The organism is Bacillus sp. ZY-1-1 (assembly GCF_003047165.1).
In the GTDB taxonomy this organism is placed as follows: Bacteria; Bacillota; Bacilli; order Bacillales; family Bacillaceae; genus Bacillus; species Bacillus velezensis.
This window is the reverse complement of the sequence record NZ_CP027061.1, coordinates 2,105,894-2,124,824: the sequence shown is the minus strand read 5'-3', so window position 1 is coordinate 2,124,824 and position 18,931 is coordinate 2,105,894. Positions and strand designations below refer to the sequence as shown.

Here is an 18,931-nt window from a genome sequence, read left to right as displayed (position 1 = left end):
AGGTAAGACAGGGGGAACGGGCATGAATAAAATGGATGAAATCATCTTGGCTGCACCGCGGAGTGACGTCTTTCAAAACGAAATGCTGACATTTCAGGGAGTCAACAGCGAGGATGAACGTATCATAAAAATTATGGCTCAAATTGAGGCGCATTTTTTTGAAATCAGAAGAGGCGACGCGGAAGAGGACCCGCGATTTAAACAGCCGATTCCGTATGTCGTCATCCGCCGCGATGATGAGGTATTTGTGTATGAACGGCTCGCGGGCGGAGGGGAATCGCGCCTCCATAATAAGCTTTCTCTCGGCTTCGGCGGACACATGAACCCTATGGAAGGGGCGGCTTCATTTTCGGAAGTGCTGAAACAGAACACCGACCGGGAGCTGGCGGAAGAACTGTACATTCGCGAGGAGGACAAACAAAACATTGTCACACTCGGCCTGATCAATGATGATGAAAACGATGTAGGGAAGGTGCATATCGGCATCCTTTCTGCGCTCCAGTTAGCGCCTGCAGCACAAGTCAAAGTGAAAGAAAAAGATCAAATCGCCGGGCGATGGATGAAACTGAGCGAACTGAAAGAGGAAAATGTGTATCATCGTCTTGAAGCTTGGTCTCAGTTTGTCGCCGATATACTTCAATAACAAAAAACCCCCGTTCGTCCCAAAAAAGGGAGAGCAGGGGTTTTTTCATTTAGTCTTACACAATGAAGGCATCAAATCCGGCTTTTTCGGCCCGCGCTGCCAACGCTTCAGCATAATCTCTGGAAGAGAATGCGCCGATCTGCACTTTGAATAAGCCGCCTTTTGGAAGCACAATCGCGTCAAAACCTTTAGACACCGCATCGGCGGCAAGCGCATCAGCATTTGCTTTCACTTTGAATGCGCCGATTTGCACTTTATATAAGTCAGCCTTTTTTTTTAGACCGAAAGCTTGCTCCAAGCCCTTGGCATGTCCTCTTGCAAGGCTTTCAATAAAACTGGCTGTTTTCAGTTTGTTTGCATCAGCTGACGTATCAACAAAACCATTCTCCGTCAAAATCGCCGGCATACTTGTCTCCCGCAGCACATGGAAGTTGGCTGTTTTTTTTCCGCGGTCATTAAAACCCGATGCTTGAATTACTTGCGTGTGGACGGCTGATTGGTAAGTCGAGGTCGGCGCTCCGACACCGGGGTAAATATAGCTTTCGAATCCGGTTCCGCCTCCTGAGTTAATATGAATGGATAAAAAATAATCTGCGCCCCAGCTGTTGGCGGCATCCGTTCTTTCCGTCAGGCTGACCGTCTTATCGCTTGTCCTGCTCATCGTGACAGAAACTCCTTCATACTCATTCGACAGAATCGTGCGCAAAGCCAGCGCGATCTCCAGCGTGACCGCTTTTTCCTGAAGTCCGTTTCCGGTTGCACCTGAATCAGTTCCGCCATGACCGGGGTCTATAAAAATTTTAACCATTCTCCATCACCTCATTACAGCATATGATGATATTCAAAAGGTGCTTGTACGGCTGTCATTCATGAAAAAAATGAGAAATACACCCAACATTTCCCGGAAAATAAAAATAAATGGTTTGTCCTCCCGTTTCTGCTGAATACAATAAGAAATGAAAAATATTTCTCGGGAAAGCGCAGGATTCAACATCATTCCCGAAGAGAACGGAAAAAGTGACAGATAAAGAGGAAAACGGGCCTCATGATGATAGGCGGATGTCACAGAACCGCTTCATCATGAGTAAGATAAAGAGAGAACAGAGAGGTGAGCATGTTGGAGCGCGCTGTAACCTATAAAAATAACGGACAAATTAACATCATTCTTAATGGCCAAAAGCAAGTGCTGACAAATGCAGAAGCTGAGGCGGAATATCAGGCCGCCCTGCAAAAAAATGAAGCCAAGCACAGCATTCTGAAAGAAATTGAAAAAGAAATGAACACATTAGTGGGTATGGAAGAAATGAAGCGCAACATTAAAGAAATTTACGCATGGATATTCGTCAACCAAAAACGGGCCGAACAAGGGCTGAAAGTCGGAAAACAAGCTCTTCATATGATGTTCAAAGGGAATCCCGGCACCGGGAAAACCACCGTCGCGAGACTGATCGGCAAGCTTTTCTTCGAAATGAACGTTCTCTCCAAAGGACATCTGATTGAAGCGGAACGTGCCGATCTCGTCGGTGAATACATCGGACACACGGCGCAAAAAACGAGAGATCTGATTAAAAAATCGCTTGGTGGCATTTTATTCATTGATGAAGCATACTCACTTGCAAGAGGCGGAGAAAAGGATTTCGGTAAAGAGGCGATTGATACGCTTGTCAAGCATATGGAAGACAAACAGCATGAATTTATTCTGATCCTGGCAGGGTACTCAAGAGAAATGACACATTTCCTGTCATTAAATCCCGGTCTGCAATCGCGTTTCCCTATCAGCATCGATTTTCCGGATTACTCTGTCACTCAGCTGATGGACATCGCAAAGCGCATGATAGCAGAGCGGGAGTATCAATTAAGCCAGGAAGCCGAGTGGAAGTTAAAAGATTACTTAATGACAGTGAAAAGCACGACAAGCCCCATTAAATTCAGCAACGGGCGCTTTGTCAGAAACGTGATTGAAAAATCGATCCGCGCTCAGGCCATGAGACTTTTAATGGGAGACCAATACTTGAAAAACGATTTAATGACGATCAAGAGCCAGGATTTACTTATAAAAGATGAGGCGGCAGCTCACGAATAGACCTCTCAGCCGGTTTGAGGGGTCTCTTTTTTATTTCTCTCTTTAAAACCCGCCGGATGTGTGGTATACGCCCTGCGGGTTTGGTATGATAGTACTACTGCCCAATACGACACAGAAAGGAACATCCATTTGAACGAACAGGAAGGAAAAAAAGAAACGGTCATTTTGGTCGGCTGCCAGCTTCCGCACATGACAGATGAGCACTTTGAACATTCCATGGAAGAGCTTGCTTCATTGACAAAAACGGCTGACGGAACGGTGCTGACCCGGATTACGCAAAAACGGAACAGAGCGGATGCCGCTACATACATAGGCAAGGGGAAAGTAGACGAGCTGAAGGCGCTGTGTGAAGAGCTTGAAGCGGATCTGGTTATTTTTAATGATGAACTGTCACCGAGCCAGCTTAAATCACTCGCCACTGCAATTGAAGCGAAGATCATCGACCGCACGCAGCTTATTTTGGATATATTCGCAAAAAGGGCGAAGACGAGAGAAGGAAAGCTTCAGATCGAATTGGCCCAGCTTCAATACGCGCTGCCGCGTCTGAGCGGACAAGGAATCAATCTCTCAAGACAAGGCGGCGGAATCGGGACGAGAGGGCCCGGTGAGACAAAGCTTGAAACAGACCGGCGCCACATTAGAAACCGCATACACGAAATTAACGTGCAGCTGTCAACGGTTATCCGCCACAGAAGCCGTTATCGGGAGAGACGCAAAAAGAACGGCGTGCTTCAGGCTGCACTCGTCGGTTATACCAATGCAGGAAAATCAACGTGGTTCAATCAATTAACAAGCTCAGACAGCTATGAAGAAGATCTGCTGTTTGCAACACTTGATCCGATGACGAGAAAGATGGCGCTCCCAAGCGGCTACAGCGTCCTTTTGTCTGATACGGTCGGCTTCATTCAGGATCTGCCGACGACCCTGATTGCCGCTTTCCGTTCAACGCTTGAGGAAGTGAAGGAAGCAGACTTGATCATTCATGTCATTGATTCATCCAATGAAGATTATGCCGGGCATGAACAGACTGTCCTCGGTCTGTTAAAAGAGCTTGAGGCAGACGACATTCCGGTGCTGACCGCTTATAACAAACGTGATGAGACACTTCCTGACTTCATCCCGACAGCGGGAGAAGGCCACATCATGATCAGCGCCCGAATCGCCGGGGATGAAGCGAAACTAAAAGCGGAAATCGAAGCTTATTTGCGCCGGGAGCTGATGACACCGTATGAAGTTCATGTGCCTGCCGCCGAAGGCAAATTGATGTCACGCATCAAATCAGAGACCATGATCGACAGCCTTTATTTTAATGAAGAAAATGAACGCTACGAAGTCTCAGGTTATGTACAGGAAGAACAAAGCATACTCGGAGAATTGAAGAAATTCATGTAAGGAAGGTATACACAACATGTTTGACACACTGACCCACGGCGCTCTTTTACAAAAAACCGCCGAAGAAACAGAAGCGGAAATCTCCGCCGTTCATAAAAGAATAGAAGAAATCAGTGAACGGAATGAATGGAGAGTCCTGCAAAGCTACAGAAAACATAAAGTAAGCGATACGCATTTTACGCCTTCAACCGGATACGGTTATGATGATATCGGACGAGATACACTGGAGAAGATCTATGCTGATGTGTTCGGAGGAGAGGCGGGACTTGTGCGGCCGCAAATCATTTCCGGTACGCATGCGATTTCAATCGCGCTCTTCGGCGTGCTGAGACCCGGGGACGAATTGCTTTATATCACAGGCAAGCCTTACGATACACTCGAGGAAATCGTCGGAGTAAGAGGCGGGGAGTATTCAGGCTCGCTTAAGGAATTTCAAATCGGATACAATGCAGTCGATTTAACATCAGAAGGCAGAGTGGACTTTGAAGCAGTCCGGGCTGCAATCCGGCCGAATACAAAAGTGATCGGCATCCAGCGTTCAAAAGGATATGCGAATCGTCCGTCTTTCAGAATAAATGAAATTGAAGAGATGATTCGTTTCGTAAAGGAAATCAAAGAAGATGTCATTGTTTTTGTGGACAATTGCTACGGAGAATTTGCAGAAGAGCGGGAACCCTGCCACGTCGGAGCGGATCTTATGGCCGGCTCCCTGATTAAAAACCCGGGCGGCGGCCTTGCTAAAACGGGCGGCTATCTTGTAGGGAAAGCCAAGTGGATTGAGGCCTGCTCTTACCGGATGACCTCCCCGGGAATCGGAAGTGAAGCCGGGGCTTCGCTTTATTCACTGCAGGAAATGTATCAAGGTTTCTTTCTCGCTCCGCATGTAGTGGCGCAAAGCTTGAAGGGAGCGGTATTTACCGCCCGTTTTCTTGAAAAGCTCGGCTTTACGTCAAACCCTGCATGGAATGCAACGAGAACGGATCTGATTCAATCAGTTGAGTTTCAGGACCCTGATAAGATGATCGCTTTTTGCCAGGCGATACAATATGCATCACCGATTAATGCGCATGTGACGCCTTATCCGAGCTATATGCCGGGATATGAAGACGATGTCATTATGGCAGCGGGCACTTTCGTACAGGGAGCAAGCATTGAATTATCAGCAGATGGACCTATCAGACCGCCTTATGTCGCGTATGTCCAAGGTGGATTAACCTACGCGCACGTGAAAAATGCGATTTGCAGCGCCGTAAATGCTTTAATGGAAAAAGAGCTGATTTAGGGCGTTTGCAATTTTCAAAGAATTTGATGTTAAGATTCCTTACATTGTGTTGACACAAAATATAACATCACCTATAATGAGACTAAGATAAGAAAAGGAGGAAATTGAGATGAGTGATAACATTCGCCGCTCAATGCCTTTATTTCCAATTGGGATTGTCATGCAGTTAACAGAACTTTCTGCCCGGCAAATTCGATATTATGAGGAAAATGGATTGATATTTCCAGCGAGAAGCGAAGGAAATAGACGATTATTTTCATTCCATGATGTAGATAAACTGTTAGAAATCAAAAATCTGATTGAACAAGGCGTCAATATGGCGGGGATCAAACAAATTCTGGATAAGGCATCTGCCGAACCGGAAGAAAAATCCGAAAAAACCGCCAAACCGATGAAGCACAATCTGTCTGATGACGAACTCAGAAAGCTTCTGAAAAACGAACTGATGCAGGCAGGCCGTTTCCAGCGGGGAAATACTTTCCGCCAAGGTGACATGTCCCGATTCTTTCATTAATCCGTTAGCAACTGTTTTGCTATATACATTTACCTTTTAGAGGAGGAGTTTTACGAAATGGCAAAGTACACAAGAGAAGACATCGTAAAATTAGTAAACGAGGAAAACGTAAAGTATATCCGCCTTCAATTCACAGACATTCTCGGAACGATTAAAAACGTGGAAATTCCTGTGAGCCAGCTTGAAAAAGCACTTGATAATAAATGCATGTTCGACGGTTCTTCCATCGAAGGTTTCGTCCGTATCGAAGAGTCTGATATGTACTTATATCCTGATCTGAACACATTTGTAATCTTCCCGTGGACGGCTGAAAAAGGTAAAGTAGCACGCTTCATCTGTGACATTTACAATCCGGACGGCACGCCGTTCGAAGGTGACCCGCGTAACAACCTCAAACGGATTCTGAAAGAAATGAAAGAACTCGGTTTCAGCGATTTCAATCTTGGACCTGAGCCTGAATTCTTCCTGTTTAAATTAGATGAAAAAGGCGAACCGACGCTTGAATTGAACGATAAAGGCGGATACTTCGACCTGGCTCCGACTGACTTGGGAGAAAACTGCCGCCGCGATATCGTGCTTGAGCTTGAAGAAATGGGCTTTGAAATCGAAGCATCTCACCATGAAGTTGCTCCTGGTCAGCACGAAATCGATTTTAAATATGCCGGTGCCATCCGTTCTTGTGACGACATCCAAACTTTCAAACTGGTTGTCAAAACGATCGCCCGCAAACATGGTCTGCATGCGACATTCATGCCAAAACCGCTGTTCGGCGTAAACGGTTCCGGTATGCACTGCAACCTATCACTCTTTAAAGATAACGTTAACGCATTCTTTGATAAAGACGCTGATCTTCAGCTGAGTGAAACAGCAAAACATTTCATTGCCGGTATCGTAAAACATGCGACAAGCTTTACGGCTGTCACAAACCCGACAGTGAACTCTTACAAACGCCTTGTTCCGGGCTATGAAGCACCTTGCTACGTGGCATGGAGCGCGCAAAACAGAAGCCCGCTGATCCGTATCCCGGCTTCCCGCGGCATCAGCACGCGTGTTGAAGTCCGCAGCGTAGACCCGGCGGCAAACCCGTACCTGGCGTTAAGCGTATTGCTTGCAGCAGGCCTTGACGGAATCAAAAACAAACTTGAAGCACCGGCTCCGATTGACCGCAACATCTACGTCATGAGCAAAGAAGAGCGCATGGAAAACGGCATCGTAGATCTTCCGGCGACACTGGCGGAAGCTCTCGACGAATTCAAATCAAACGAAGTCATGGTTGCAGCGCTCGGCGAGCACCTGTTCGAACACTTCATCGAAGCAAAAGAAATCGAATGGGATATGTTCCGCACACAGGTTCATCCGTGGGAGCGCGAACAGTATATGTCTCAGTATTAATCTCTCAATCCCTTGGCACTATTGGTGTCAGGGGATTTTTTGGATTTCTTAACAAGTTTAATAACTTAATATAAATCAAGCAAGTATCCCCCACAAAACACTACTCCATAATTGTGGAGATATAATCCTCATTCATATGCTACACGTAAAAAAAGGTATGTCATCGCTATTGATAAACTCCATATTGTATTCTCGTTTTTTATTTGTTTTGATGATCCATTCGTTTTTCTTTTTCAGCTACAGCCAATTGAACCTCTTTTTTGTGGAAAACCACGCTTAGACTTTTCTTTAAATTTTTGAAGGAATCGGTTGACGCTGGCATCAGTCCGTTTCCTTCAATCAGAGATTCTTTCATATTAAATGAACTGAAGGTTAAGCAGATGGAAAGGGCGCTAGAAAACAGCCTGGACGATGAAGAACGAATGATCATTGAGAAAAAATACTTAACAGCCAGCCAAACAAAAGACATTCATATTTATATGGAACTCGGCATGAAGAACGACACCTATTATGAAATAAAACAGCGTGCCATTTTACGTATTGCTACAGCACTCGGAATAATCTGAGTGTCTTTTTGTAGTAAGCAGTTGTGTAGGTGGGATTTCCTATTTTAACGTTATATGGTGTATTTTTCATTATGACTATGTTAGTCTCCTTAAAGGAGGGATAATAATTTGAAAACAAAAATAGTAAGCTTGTTTCTTGTATTGAGTTTAGTCTGCGGATTTGCACTTCCTTCTTATGCTAAGACATCGATGAATGAAAAGGTAAAAACCAATGTTTCTGGAATGAATGTTATAAGTCAGTCTGAAGGTGAAGCATCTTATACAGTCGAATATGGCGGAAAACAGTATTTTATTGATCAAAAAATTCTAGATAAAGGAACCTCTAAAGAGTCGATTAAAGTTGATCAATATTTATTAACTGATGGCCATCGAACACTAGTCGATTCTGCTACAGTTAATATTTCCGATGAATCAAGTGAGATGTCAACTCTAGCAAAATGTAGAGGGAAACAAGGTGTTTCGGTAGCAATTCCTATAGTCAAGGTGAGCATGAATTCGTGTGTAATTAAAAAATTCTTAGATATTGTTGAGGATGCTGACGGTATTGCAGGAGCTATCGCCGGGATAACAGCATTGATAAAAAAAATACCTGGGATTTCAGTATATGCTGGAGCAATTGCAGGGGCAATGTTTGCTGGTAAGTATGCCATAAAAAAAGTATCCGATAATGGAAAGTATGGAATTTCTTATAATTGGATAATTGGTACCCCTGTTGTTGTACCTTGGAGAAATGGTTAATTATAAGGTGGTAATGTCAAATGAATCGTATATTAGTCTCAATAGCTATTATTATATTCCTGATTGAATATATTGTAGCTCCACTCACAGATATAGATACCGGAAAATACGGCACGTTTATAGGCTTAATATTATTGAGTATTACGGTTCTAAGACTATCTGATAATGACAAATCATAAACTTTTGAAGGGAGCAGACTTCGGTCTGCTCTTTTTTGTTTATTTTATTTGGGTGTAAAACGACAAATAAGCGACAAATTTCCGACAAAACAGGGGAAAATTAGGGGAGAAAAAGGGGGGACTATTTATGTTTGAAATCTCGATAAACTTAACCTATCGATGAAATACGATAAATAAAACTTATTGAAATCTACGGGTGAATCGTCTTTCCCTTATCAAGACAGATTCGGATACGGAACAAAGGTGTTGAGGAATGAAGCCAAAACGAGAGGAGCATTCTGAACCTGGATAGCAACTAGTCTGAGGTGTCCGTATTGGGAGAATAGTGATATCGTGTTTCATTGTGCGATTTTGCTATACTTGGCTTCCTCTCGGAGTATGGGTGAGATCAATCTTTAAAAAGTGATTAACATAAGGGGGTAAAAGATTAGATTGCCTAAACTTTTTTCGACAAATTCTGCATACTATTCCATTGTCCTTTCCTTTCATCGATAATAAGGTAGGAGGGGATTAACTTGGATCAGTTTTCATTTGTACAAGATGCCGTAAGTAAAGGAAATGATTTATCTAGTGACTTGTTCGCTGTTTATATGGATATTGCATCGACATTTCAGAATTACGAAACAACCTTTAAGTATTTTTATGAAAAAATAAAAGAAGATGTTGAGGCTAGAAACAATTCAAACGGTGAACATTTATTAATAGAGCCGATTATAATTCCTTCTGTTTCCAGTGCGTTATTTACTGGAATATATGGTGATTTTGAATACTTTCTTAATTTAATTTGCAATGCTTATAAAACAAAACATGGTTATAAGATCGATCTAAAAGATATATCAGGAAATGGTATTGAAAGAGCTGTTTTGTATTTAACTAAGGTTGTTCAAGTTAGAGACTTAAAAAATACACCTGAATGGAATAAAATAAGGCACTGGAATAGAATTAGAAATATTATTGTGCACAATAATCGGGTTATTAGAAATAAAGAAGATAAAGATTCAATTATTTTTTTGAACCTTAATATTAATAAAAAGCAAAATAGAGTGTATCTTTTAATAGATGATTGCAAAAGGTTTCACGGTCTTATATTGAATTTTCTTAGGATATGTATTTGAGTAGTTTTTCGTTCGACAAATTCCGCAAATAGCTCCTTTGTCACGATCCTTAACCGATAATAAGGTGGGTGGTGAGGAAATTGAAACATCAAGAGAAGTATAGACTTTCAAAAATAATACAAAAATTAATTGATGAGGACATTGCTTTAAGAAAAGTAACCAATACTGTATCAGAAGAATTTGAAAAAGAAAGAACCGAAGAATTACAAGGGATAATAGAACATCTAGAAAAAAGCTCAAACCATTTAAAAGAATCTATTAAAGAAATTGAACAAATAACCTTGAAGTAATAGTCACCAAAGAATTAGAGTATTTGGAGCTGAATAATTTGAACCAAATTAATTTACTTCTAAGATTTTTGCTTGAAGTTGCTGCACTAATCTTTATCGGGTTATTTGCTTGGAGTCATTTCAATGGTTTTTTAAGATATGTTTTAACTTTAGTATTACCGATATTAGCAATGCTAATTTGGACTGTATTTGCAGTACCTAACGATCCAAGCCGAAGTGGTCAAACTGTAATAGCCGTAAATGGAGTTATAAGATTGATTATTGAATTACTGATCTTCGCAATAGCTGTTGCGGCGATTTACTTTAGTGATTTAAAAACAGTTAGTATTATCTTTTTTTGTTTAATAATACTACACTACATAGCTTTAGTTGAACGTATAAAATGGCTTCTAAATCAATAAAGCATCATTATAGATTCAGCACCCTTTATAGGGTGCTTTTTCATGTTCTCTGTAAACTGATTCCGGTAAATCTCAGGATAGACTATTGGCGGTTAACGGCTTGAGTGCGGTGGCAGTTTAGAAAGAATAAATATGTGATTTAAAGGGAATCGTTCGACAAATTTCGCGATTGGTTTCTTTTTGATATGTTTAACCGATAATATATAAGAATGAAAAATTTTGTAGGAGAGTTATGAATGAAGGATTGGAAACGATACTTATATCAACCAAAACCAGCTTCTGAGTTGCTAAAAGATGCGACAATTGTAATTGATACTAACGTTTTACTAGCCGCTTATCAGTGGAGAGAAGTAACAGTTAATAAAGTTTTAACAACTTTACAGCGATTAAAAGGTGAAGATAGACTTAGAATTCCTTTACAAGTTATAAAGGAATTTTCTAAGAATAGAACAAAAGAAATTAAACAACGAATGAATGATATAGACCAAGTCATATCTAAGTTACAAAGAGACAAAATCCAATAAGAGAACGTGTTCCCATGCTTGAAGGAAAAGATATCCTTAAGAATATTGAGACTCTACAAGAGAATCATCATAGTGCCCTTAAAGAATATAAGGATGGATTAGTTGAGCTAAGAGACCATCTAAAAAAACTTTTTTATGAAGACCATTTCTTGGACAGTATTCTGGAAATTGCACAAGAGACGATTATTTTCCCACCGGATGGAAAAACCGATAAGGATCTGATGAAAGAGGCTGAAGAACGTTTTAAAAATAAAATTCCGCCGGGATATAAAGATAATCCTAAAGAGGAAAATAGTTCAGGAGATTTTATTATATGGTCTTCAATTCTTCAACTGGATACTGATGTGGTTTTTGTTAGTGGGGATAAAAAAAGTGATTGGGTCTATAAGGATAATAATGAAAACCCCATAGTTGCAAGGCGTGAATTAATTGAAGAATTCTTTATACAAACTGGTAAGGATTTTGCACATATTACCCCAAAAGATTTTATAACGTCTTTAAATTCAGATGTAAGTGAAGATGTAAGAGCAGACTTATCCAACTACAAAACAAAATTTAAAGTTGAGGACTCAGATGAATTAACTGTCATAGAACCAGTTAATTCTCAGGAGAAGTTAGATAAAATTACCCGAAGAATATTTGAACTCGTCGAAGATCTTTGTCAAAAAGAAGAGCTTAAAATAGAAGGCGATATATATAAAGCACTAAACTCCTTAGTTGCAAATAATATAATTAGTAGAAAAACTCGTGAAGAAATAGAAACAATCATAAAAATTAATAGAGATATTGATCTTGGTTTATTAGGTGTGAATGATTTCAGTGTTGGCTGGGCTATTTCAAAAGGGACGCATTGTATAAACAATATAACAAAATATCTACAAGATTAATGCTCTTTAAAAAGAGCATTTTTTTAGCAATTAAAGAAGTGATATTATTGCCACGTAAATATCTAAGAATATGCGCAGCCCCTCGGTGCCCCAGCTTTACCCGTGACCGATACTGTGATGCACACAAGGCACAGCAACAGAAAGAAACAAAACAATAACAATTTTTTATAAATCAATAGATTGGAAACGAACAAGACAACTTGCATTGATACGAGACAATTATCTTTGTCAGCATTGTTTGAAAGATCATTGCTTTACTCGTACGAAAGGCCATTACAGGGTGAAAATATTGTCCGATGTTTGTTTGCAAGCGATGTGCAGCGAACACTATAAGTATACCTGAACTCATATATCAAATCAGCGTCATTCTCTTTCTAAGGCGGGGTAAACGCGAAAAAAATATTCGCATTCATGCTGCTGCTTTTGTTAAATGATTTTCTTTTTATCACAGGTGCAGCATTAGTTCACCCTTGGGAGCGCGAACAATACATGTCTCAGTATTAATCTCTCAATCCCTTGGCACTATTGGTGTCAGGGGATTTTTTAAGTTTTGGTCAAAAGGTTAAGAGGTCGATATTTTGGTCCTTGACCAAAAAAAATGAAGTTATGAATCTAACTCCATAATTGAGGACACGTATTTATTGTAATCCCTTATTCGGTTTAGGATGAAGGCTAAATGAAGCCAATTATGCTCTAAAATTGAACCGGCCATTTTTATTTTCAAAAAGCAGGAGCAGGAAATTCATCAATTTTAATACGAAGTAAACTATAAGGTTTCTGTCGTAAGTCTTCTCCATAATGAAATCTAGCCTGCCGATGTAATTGGTTCACGATGACGTATAAGTATCCATCCGGACCAATCGAAAAAGTATCCGGCCATAAAATTCTCGGATCATGTGCGATGGTTTCCATTGTGCCATTCGGCAGCATATTTCGAATACTATTGTTCTCGTAATCTCCGGCATAAACGGCTCCCTTTGCATCTGTAATCATTCCATCAGACGCGCCTTTTTCTCCCCAATACGCCACATGATAAAGTAAATCCATGTCCGATATATTTCTATCTCTCAGGGCTTCTGTTGAGATAGAGAACAAATGGCGGCTGGTCAGGGGACAAAAAAATAATACCTTTCCGTCAGGAGAGATCGCAATACCGTCGGATGCCAGCCTAAATGGGGAAGTTGAACCATCCTTGTTACGATTCATCAAAATTTTACCTTCTACTTTCGGTATAAAAGAGGAATCCGGTGAAGTTGGATTTGCTCCATTTAACCGTCTAAATGCGTTTCCGGTTTCTAAATTAACGACGATAATAGCTCCTGGTCCTTTGGAAGAAGAATCCGTTATATAGGCATAACCTGCAGTTCCGACACGAAAATCAAATCGGACATCATTCAGGTAGGTTGTTGGAAGGACAACATCTTCTGTAAAGGTATACACTCTTCTGATTGTATTGGTTTTTAAATCAACAGCGACTAATTTTGCCCCGCCTTTAATTGGTTCAGAAAAATTGGGTGCCGCTGTATCTAGTATCCAAAGCGTTCCTCTTCCATCAGCAACTACACTTTGGACACTGATGAAAGTCATTTTGATATTCTCAAAGTTAACCAAATTGGTTTGTAAATCAGGATAAGGCTGCAATTTATCCCCAATTATTTCCGCTACCGTAAATTTAACATCGTCTCCCCATTTCGGAAAACAAATGAATATACGACCGGTTTCTGAGACAGTAACACCGGTAGGCATAGCTCCATAAAATGCATAAACCAGTTCTAAATCACCAAAATATTTTTCAAAAGGCAGCATAGGTTTCATAATATCCTCCTCAACCAATTAAACGGGATATCACTTATATATGATTCGCATTTTTTCAAGTGCATGTTTCTTAATAAGTTTTTCTAAACAAAAGATGATGGAAGTGCTTATCATTTAATAAATCAGTCAGGTGACACATAGGGTTTTTACTTAACGTCTGTCGAAGGAGCCGGCAATTACAACATGGTATGTCCTTTGATCGGTTTTAAATTTTCTGAAAAAAGAGTTGAAAAAGCAGAAAAGATTTTATAATATGAAATCAAGTTAGTTTGTTCGATCAACAAACTAATAAACCACTTTAATTGTCCTTCATGTAAAGGTCTTAAATGGAAGGGGGATAAGAGGCTCAATTTAATTGGAGGTATATATAAAACGAAAGCCAAGCTTTTATCCTGTTCACTATGATGAAAATGCTCTGTGAAAGTAAACCGCTATCATTTTTTTGAAAGCGCTTTTATAAAGACCTCACTGGCCGATAAAATTGAAGAAATGTTATACCATTCATCATGTTCCTTATGTAAAGGATCGAAAAGGGGAGGAAATCATGCTCAGTGAAAATGTAAAGAAGATCAGCATGGTTGAAAAAGTTGGATATGCGTCTGGAGATTTTGCATGTAATTTAATTTATGCAACAGTGTCTACTTATCTTTTGTTCTTCTATACAGATATATTTGGTTTACCGGCAGCAACAGCCGGTACGATGTTTTTAGTGGTTAGAATCATCGACGCTCTCGCTGATCCTTTTATTGGAACGATAGTAGACAGAACAAATAGCAGGTTTGGACGCTTCAGACCGTATCTTTTATTCGGAGCTTTTCCATTTGTCATATTGGCAATACTCTGTTTTACAACCCCGGATTTTTCGGATATGGGGAAATTAATATATGCCTATATCACCTATGTCGGTTTATCGCTTACATACACCATGATAAACGTGCCATATGGCGCGTTAACCTCTGCAATGACCCGAAATAATCAAGAAGTTGTTAGTATAACGTCTGTCCGTATGTTATTTGCGAATCTTGGGGGACTTGTCGTTGCATTTTTTGTTCCCTTGCTGGCTGCTTATTTAAGCGATACTTCCGGCAGCGAATCTCTTGGCTGGCAGCTAACCATGGGTATTATGGGAGTTATAGGCGGGTGCCTTTTAATCTTTTGTTTTAAAAGCACAAAAGAGCGTGTCACGCTTCAAAAATCTGAAGAAAAAATTAAATTATCGGATATATTTGAGCAATTTCGTGTTAATCGGCCTCTAGTTGTATTAAGTATTTTCTTTATTATTATTTTTGGAGTGAATTCAATCAGTAATTCGGTTGGCATCTATTACGTAACGTATAATTTAGAAAGAGCGGATTTAGTGAAGTGGTACGGTTTGTTGGGAAGTTTGCCTGCTTTGGTCATTTTACCGTTTATTCCAAAGCTTCATCAATTATTAGGGAAGAAGAAATTACTAAACTATGCATTATTACTGAATATGATCGGCCTCTTAGCTTTACTGTTTGTTCCGCCAAGTAATGTATTCCTGATACTTTCCTTTCGATTGCTGGCCGCTGCAGGAAGTCTCACTGCCGGGGGATATATGTGGGCGCTTATTCCTGAAACAATCGAATATGGAGAGTATAAGACCGGGAAAAGAATGGGCGGTCTCATATACGCTATTATCGGATTTTTCTTTAAATTCGGCATGGCCTTGGGAGGGGTTGTACCGGGTTTGGTTCTAGATCAGTTTGGATATGTGGCAAATCAGGCGCAAACGCCGGAGGCATTGACGGGAATTTTAATTACAGCAACCATTATTCCCGTGTTCTTACTGGTTCTGGCCATGATTGATATTAATTTCTATAACTTAGATGAGAAAAAATATAAAAACATGGTTCGAGAATTAGAGAATAGAGACAAAGTTTATTTGGATCATATTGACGATTTCAAAGCTTAAAACATGATAGTCAACAGAAAATAGCTGAGGAGGCGTTCTGCATGAAGATTATCAATCCAGTACTTAAAGGATTCAACCCCGATCCGAGTATTTGCAGGGTGGGAGAGGATTATTATATCGCTGTATCTACATTTGAGTGGTTTCCGGGAGTCCAGATACACCATTCAAAAGATTTAGTCAATTGGCACTTAGTTGCACATCCATTACAGAGAGTTTCGCAATTAGACATGAAAGGAAATCCTAATTCAGGCGGAGTCTGGGCGCCATGTTTAAGTTACAGCGACGGAAAGTTTTGGCTGATCTATACGGATGTTAAGGTCGTAGATGGCGCCTGGAAAGATTGCCACAATTATTTAGTGACTTGTGACACGATTGATGGTGATTGGGGGGAGCCGATCACATTAAACAGCTCGGGATTTGATGCTTCTTTGTTCCATGATACGGATGGAAAAAAATATTTATTAAATATGTTATGGGATCAGCGTATTGATCGGCACTCCTTTGGAGGCATTGTCATGCAGGAATATTCTGATAAGGAGCAAAAACTGATCGGTAAACCGAAAGTGATATTTAAAGGAACTGAAAGAAAGCTGACGGAAGCGCCGCACCTTTATCATATCGGGAACTATTATTATTTATTAACCGCAGAAGGAGGAACGCGGTTCGAACACGCTGCTACAATTGCCCGTTCTGCAAATATCGAGGGGCCATATGAAGTTCATCCCGATAATCCAATCTTAACGTCATGGCATGCGCCGGAAAACCCATTGCAAAAATGCGGGCATGCATCTATTGTACAAACACATACAGATGAGTGGTATTTAGCTCATTTAACGGGACGTCCTATTCATCCGGACGATGATTCAATTTTTCAGCAGCGAGGATATTGTCCTTTGGGCAGAGAAACAGCTATTCAAAAGCTCTATTGGAAAGATGGCTGGCCTTATGTAGAAGGCGGAAAAGAAGGGAGCTTGGAGGTGGATGCGCCTTCTATACCTGAAACCATATTTGAAGACACGTATCCGGAAGTTGATGAATTTGAGGATGCGACATTAAATATTAATTTTCAAACGTTAAGAATCCCTTTTACGGAGAAATTAGGTTCATTAACTCAAGCGCCAAATCATTTACGATTATACGGCCATGAATCCTTAACTTCGACATTTACTCAGGCATTTGTAGCCAGACGCTGGCAAAGTCTCCATTTTGAAGCGGAAACGGCTGTTGCGTTTTATCCGGAAAATTTTCAGCAAGCCGCTGGTTTGGTGAACTATTACAATACAGAGAACTGGACGGCTCTTCAAGTCACGCATGATGAAGAACTTGGCCGTATTCTTGAATTAACGATATGTGATAACTTTTCTTTTTCACAACCGTTAAAAAATAAAATTGTGATTCCTCGTGAAGTCAAGTACGTCTATTTAAAAGTGAATATTGAAAACGAAAAATATTATTATTTCTATTCATTTAACAAAGAAGATTGGTACAAAATCGATATTGCATTGGAATCGAAAAAATTATCAGATGATTACATCCGCGGCGGGGGATTCTTTACAGGAGCTTTTGTAGGGATGCAATGCCAAGATACGAGCGGAAATCATATTCCGGCCGACTTCAGATATTTCCGTTATAAAGAAAAATAATTAGCACATGAAAAAGGAGCTTTCTATTTTGGAACTCCTTTTTCATATTAGAAAATGCCTGTGTGGAAAAACACGTCAGAAATGCTCCCATTCAGGATGAAAATAACAAAACAAAAAACCCATCTTTAAAGATGAGCGTAAAACATAGAAGTTTGTACATTTCAGTTATGAACCATGTCGAGAAAATGATCAATCACAATAGAGGACATTCCCAATGCCGGTGCGTTTTTTCCTAGGATAGATGGTAATAATTCATAGCTATTGTCTAGGTGGGAATAAACCCTGGACGATACTTCGCTTTTAATTGAATGTAAAACCATAGGATGCGATTCGATGATGCTGTTTCTTAAAATGATGGCTTGCGGATTGAATGTATTTAAAATATTGGTCAGGCCTATCCCTAAATAGAATCCAAAATTCTGTAACGCATGTAAAGTTTCAATATCATTCAGATGGGCGAGGTCTATGATATCTTGAGTGGACACTTTTTTCTCTTTCGTCTGAAGAGATGTTAATAAAGCCTTTTCGGAAGCATACAATTCCCAGCAGCCTCGGTTTCCGCAACTGCATTTCGGACCATTAAAGTCTATTGTCATATGTCCCATTTCTCCAGAGAATCCGCCAACCCCTCTGTATAAATCATTGTTTATAATAACGCCGATTCCTATCCCTGTACCGATACTTGCATAAATCATGTTATCGTGATTTTTTGCAGCGCCGAATACTTTTTCTCCATATGCGCCGGCATTTGCCTCATTTTCAATAAAAACAGGCACATTGAACTTCTCTTGGATGAAAGATTTTAAGTCAATATCTCTCCAGTTGGAGTTCGGAGCGAAAACAATTTTTTGATTTTTATCAATTAACCCGGGAACGCATATGCCTATACCGATAAGCCCGTACGGAGATTGCGGCATATTCGCAATAAAGTGATGAATCATCTCAATTAAAATATCTTTCGTTATTTCAGGAGAGCTGCATTCCAAATGGTGGTGTTGATCAAGAACAATTGTCCCTTCAAGGTCGGTTAAAATGCCGTTAATATAATCCACACCTACATCTATTCCTACGGAGTATCCTGCTTTTTTATTAAAAACAAGCATGACAGGTCTTCTGCCGCCGCTTGATTGTCCCTGACCGATTTCAAATACAAGATTTTCTTTCATTAATGTGTTTACCTGTGATGAAACAGTCGATTTATTTAATCCGGTCATTTCAGATAATTTTGCTCTTGAAATAGGAGCATTCTTAAGTATTTCGTTTAGTAATAACTTTTGGTTAACTTTTTTGACAAAGGCTTGATCAGCGATATCCACTTCATCCACTCCGTTTGTATAATCTTTAAATTAAGTTGAACGTTCTGTGTTTATCGTGCGAAACGCTACATAGCGAATCCAACCTTTATTATATCTAATGTGTTCGTAAAAAACTAAAAAAAATATTGAAAATACTGATGAGGTTATATAAGATGAAAATAAGTTAGTTTGTTTAGGCAACAAACTAATATATAACATGACATAAAAGCATCTGT

At 40.1% G+C, this 18,931-nt stretch carries 18 protein-coding genes; 15 read left to right on the top strand and 3 right to left on the bottom strand.

The features are described 5' to 3' along the window. Nucleotides 1-22: 22 nt before the first annotated feature. Nucleotides 23-643 (top strand): hypothetical protein, encoded by a 621-nt coding sequence (locus tag C5I45_RS10805; protein ID WP_025851155.1) that lies wholly within the window; start codon nt 23-25, stop codon nt 641-643. Nucleotides 644-698: 55 nt separating this feature from the next. Here C5I45_RS10805 and C5I45_RS10800 read toward each other — a convergent pair whose 3' ends face one another. After that, the gene (locus C5I45_RS10800) at nt 699-1,451 is read right to left on the bottom strand and encodes an N-acetylmuramoyl-L-alanine amidase (RefSeq protein ID WP_032857390.1); all 753 of its coding nucleotides are present in this window, start codon (nt 1,449-1,451) and stop codon (nt 699-701) included. Between the two features lie 306 nt (nt 1,452-1,757). On the opposite strand from C5I45_RS10800, the gene spoVK reads away from it, so the two are divergent. From spoVK to C5I45_RS10735, 12 genes are all read left to right on the top strand, one after another. Beyond that, nucleotides 1,758-2,726, top strand: coding sequence for a stage V sporulation protein K (spoVK, locus tag C5I45_RS10790; RefSeq protein ID WP_015417523.1), 969 nt, complete (start codon nt 1,758-1,760; stop codon nt 2,724-2,726). A gap of 129 nt (nt 2,727-2,855) precedes the next feature. Continuing rightward, nucleotides 2,856-4,118 carry a GTPase HflX gene (gene hflX, locus C5I45_RS10785; RefSeq protein WP_015239904.1) on the top strand — a complete coding sequence of 421 codons (1,263 nt, stop codon included), beginning with the start codon at nt 2,856-2,858 and terminating at the stop codon, nt 4,116-4,118. A gap of 16 nt (nt 4,119-4,134) precedes the next feature. Next, complete coding sequence (locus C5I45_RS10780) at nt 4,135-5,400, top strand: methionine gamma-lyase family protein (RefSeq protein WP_107994386.1); 1,266 nt, start codon at nt 4,135-4,137, stop codon at nt 5,398-5,400. A 109-nt stretch (nt 5,401-5,509) separates the two neighbouring features. After that, nucleotides 5,510-5,914, top strand: coding sequence for a MerR family transcriptional regulator (locus C5I45_RS10775; protein ID WP_007410366.1), 405 nt, complete (start codon nt 5,510-5,512; stop codon nt 5,912-5,914). A gap of 57 nt (nt 5,915-5,971) precedes the next feature. Further along, a complete protein-coding gene (glnA, locus tag C5I45_RS10770) occupies nt 5,972-7,306 on the top strand; it encodes a type I glutamate--ammonia ligase (RefSeq protein WP_003154048.1) in 1,335 nt (444 codons plus the stop codon). Between the two features lie 260 nt (nt 7,307-7,566). After that, entirely contained in the window at nt 7,567-7,872 is a 306-nt protein-coding gene (locus C5I45_RS10765) for an ArpU family phage packaging/lysis transcriptional regulator (RefSeq protein ID WP_371979680.1), read from the top strand. Nucleotides 7,873-7,980: 108 nt separating this feature from the next. Next, a complete protein-coding gene (locus C5I45_RS10760; protein ID WP_025851142.1) occupies nt 7,981-8,610 on the top strand; it encodes a hypothetical protein in 630 nt (209 codons plus the stop codon). A 694-nt stretch (nt 8,611-9,304) separates the two neighbouring features. Further along, nucleotides 9,305-9,904, top strand: coding sequence for a hypothetical protein (locus tag C5I45_RS10755; protein WP_032859058.1), 600 nt, complete (start codon nt 9,305-9,307; stop codon nt 9,902-9,904). Nucleotides 9,905-9,984: 80 nt separating this feature from the next. Then, a complete protein-coding gene (locus C5I45_RS10750) occupies nt 9,985-10,194 on the top strand; it encodes a hypothetical protein (protein WP_025851137.1) in 210 nt (69 codons plus the stop codon). A gap of 29 nt (nt 10,195-10,223) precedes the next feature. Then, nucleotides 10,224-10,595 (top strand): YrdB family protein, encoded by a 372-nt coding sequence (locus C5I45_RS10745; RefSeq protein WP_032861248.1) that lies wholly within the window; start codon nt 10,224-10,226, stop codon nt 10,593-10,595. Nucleotides 10,596-10,831: 236 nt separating this feature from the next. Then, nucleotides 10,832-11,119, top strand: a complete 288-nt coding sequence (locus C5I45_RS20120) for a PIN-like domain-containing protein (protein WP_025851133.1) — start codon at nt 10,832-10,834, stop codon at nt 11,117-11,119. 14 nt (nt 11,120-11,133) lie between these two features. Next, nucleotides 11,134-12,006, top strand: a complete 873-nt coding sequence (locus C5I45_RS10735) for a PIN-like domain-containing protein (RefSeq protein WP_025851131.1) — start codon at nt 11,134-11,136, stop codon at nt 12,004-12,006. A 720-nt stretch (nt 12,007-12,726) separates the two neighbouring features. On the opposite strand, the gene C5I45_RS10725 is transcribed toward C5I45_RS10735, so the two are convergent. Then, nucleotides 12,727-13,821 carry an L-dopachrome tautomerase-related protein gene (locus C5I45_RS10725; RefSeq protein WP_032861246.1) on the bottom strand — a complete coding sequence of 365 codons (1,095 nt, stop codon included), beginning with the start codon at nt 13,819-13,821 and terminating at the stop codon, nt 12,727-12,729. A gap of 544 nt (nt 13,822-14,365) precedes the next feature. On the opposite strand from C5I45_RS10725, the gene C5I45_RS10720 reads away from it, so the two are divergent. Further along, complete coding sequence (locus tag C5I45_RS10720; RefSeq protein WP_003154046.1) at nt 14,366-15,757, top strand: MFS transporter; 1,392 nt, start codon at nt 14,366-14,368, stop codon at nt 15,755-15,757. 41 nt (nt 15,758-15,798) lie between these two features. Continuing rightward, nucleotides 15,799-17,400: a xylan 1,4-beta-xylosidase gene (gene xynB / locus C5I45_RS10715; RefSeq protein ID WP_025851126.1), complete on the top strand. Its 1,602-nt coding sequence runs from the start codon at nt 15,799-15,801 to the stop codon at nt 17,398-17,400. 161 nt (nt 17,401-17,561) lie between these two features. Here xynB and xylR read toward each other — a convergent pair whose 3' ends face one another. Then, a complete protein-coding gene (gene xylR, locus C5I45_RS10710) occupies nt 17,562-18,716 on the bottom strand; it encodes a transcriptional repressor XylR (RefSeq protein WP_025851124.1) in 1,155 nt (384 codons plus the stop codon). Between the last annotated feature and the right edge of the window lie 215 nt (nt 18,717-18,931).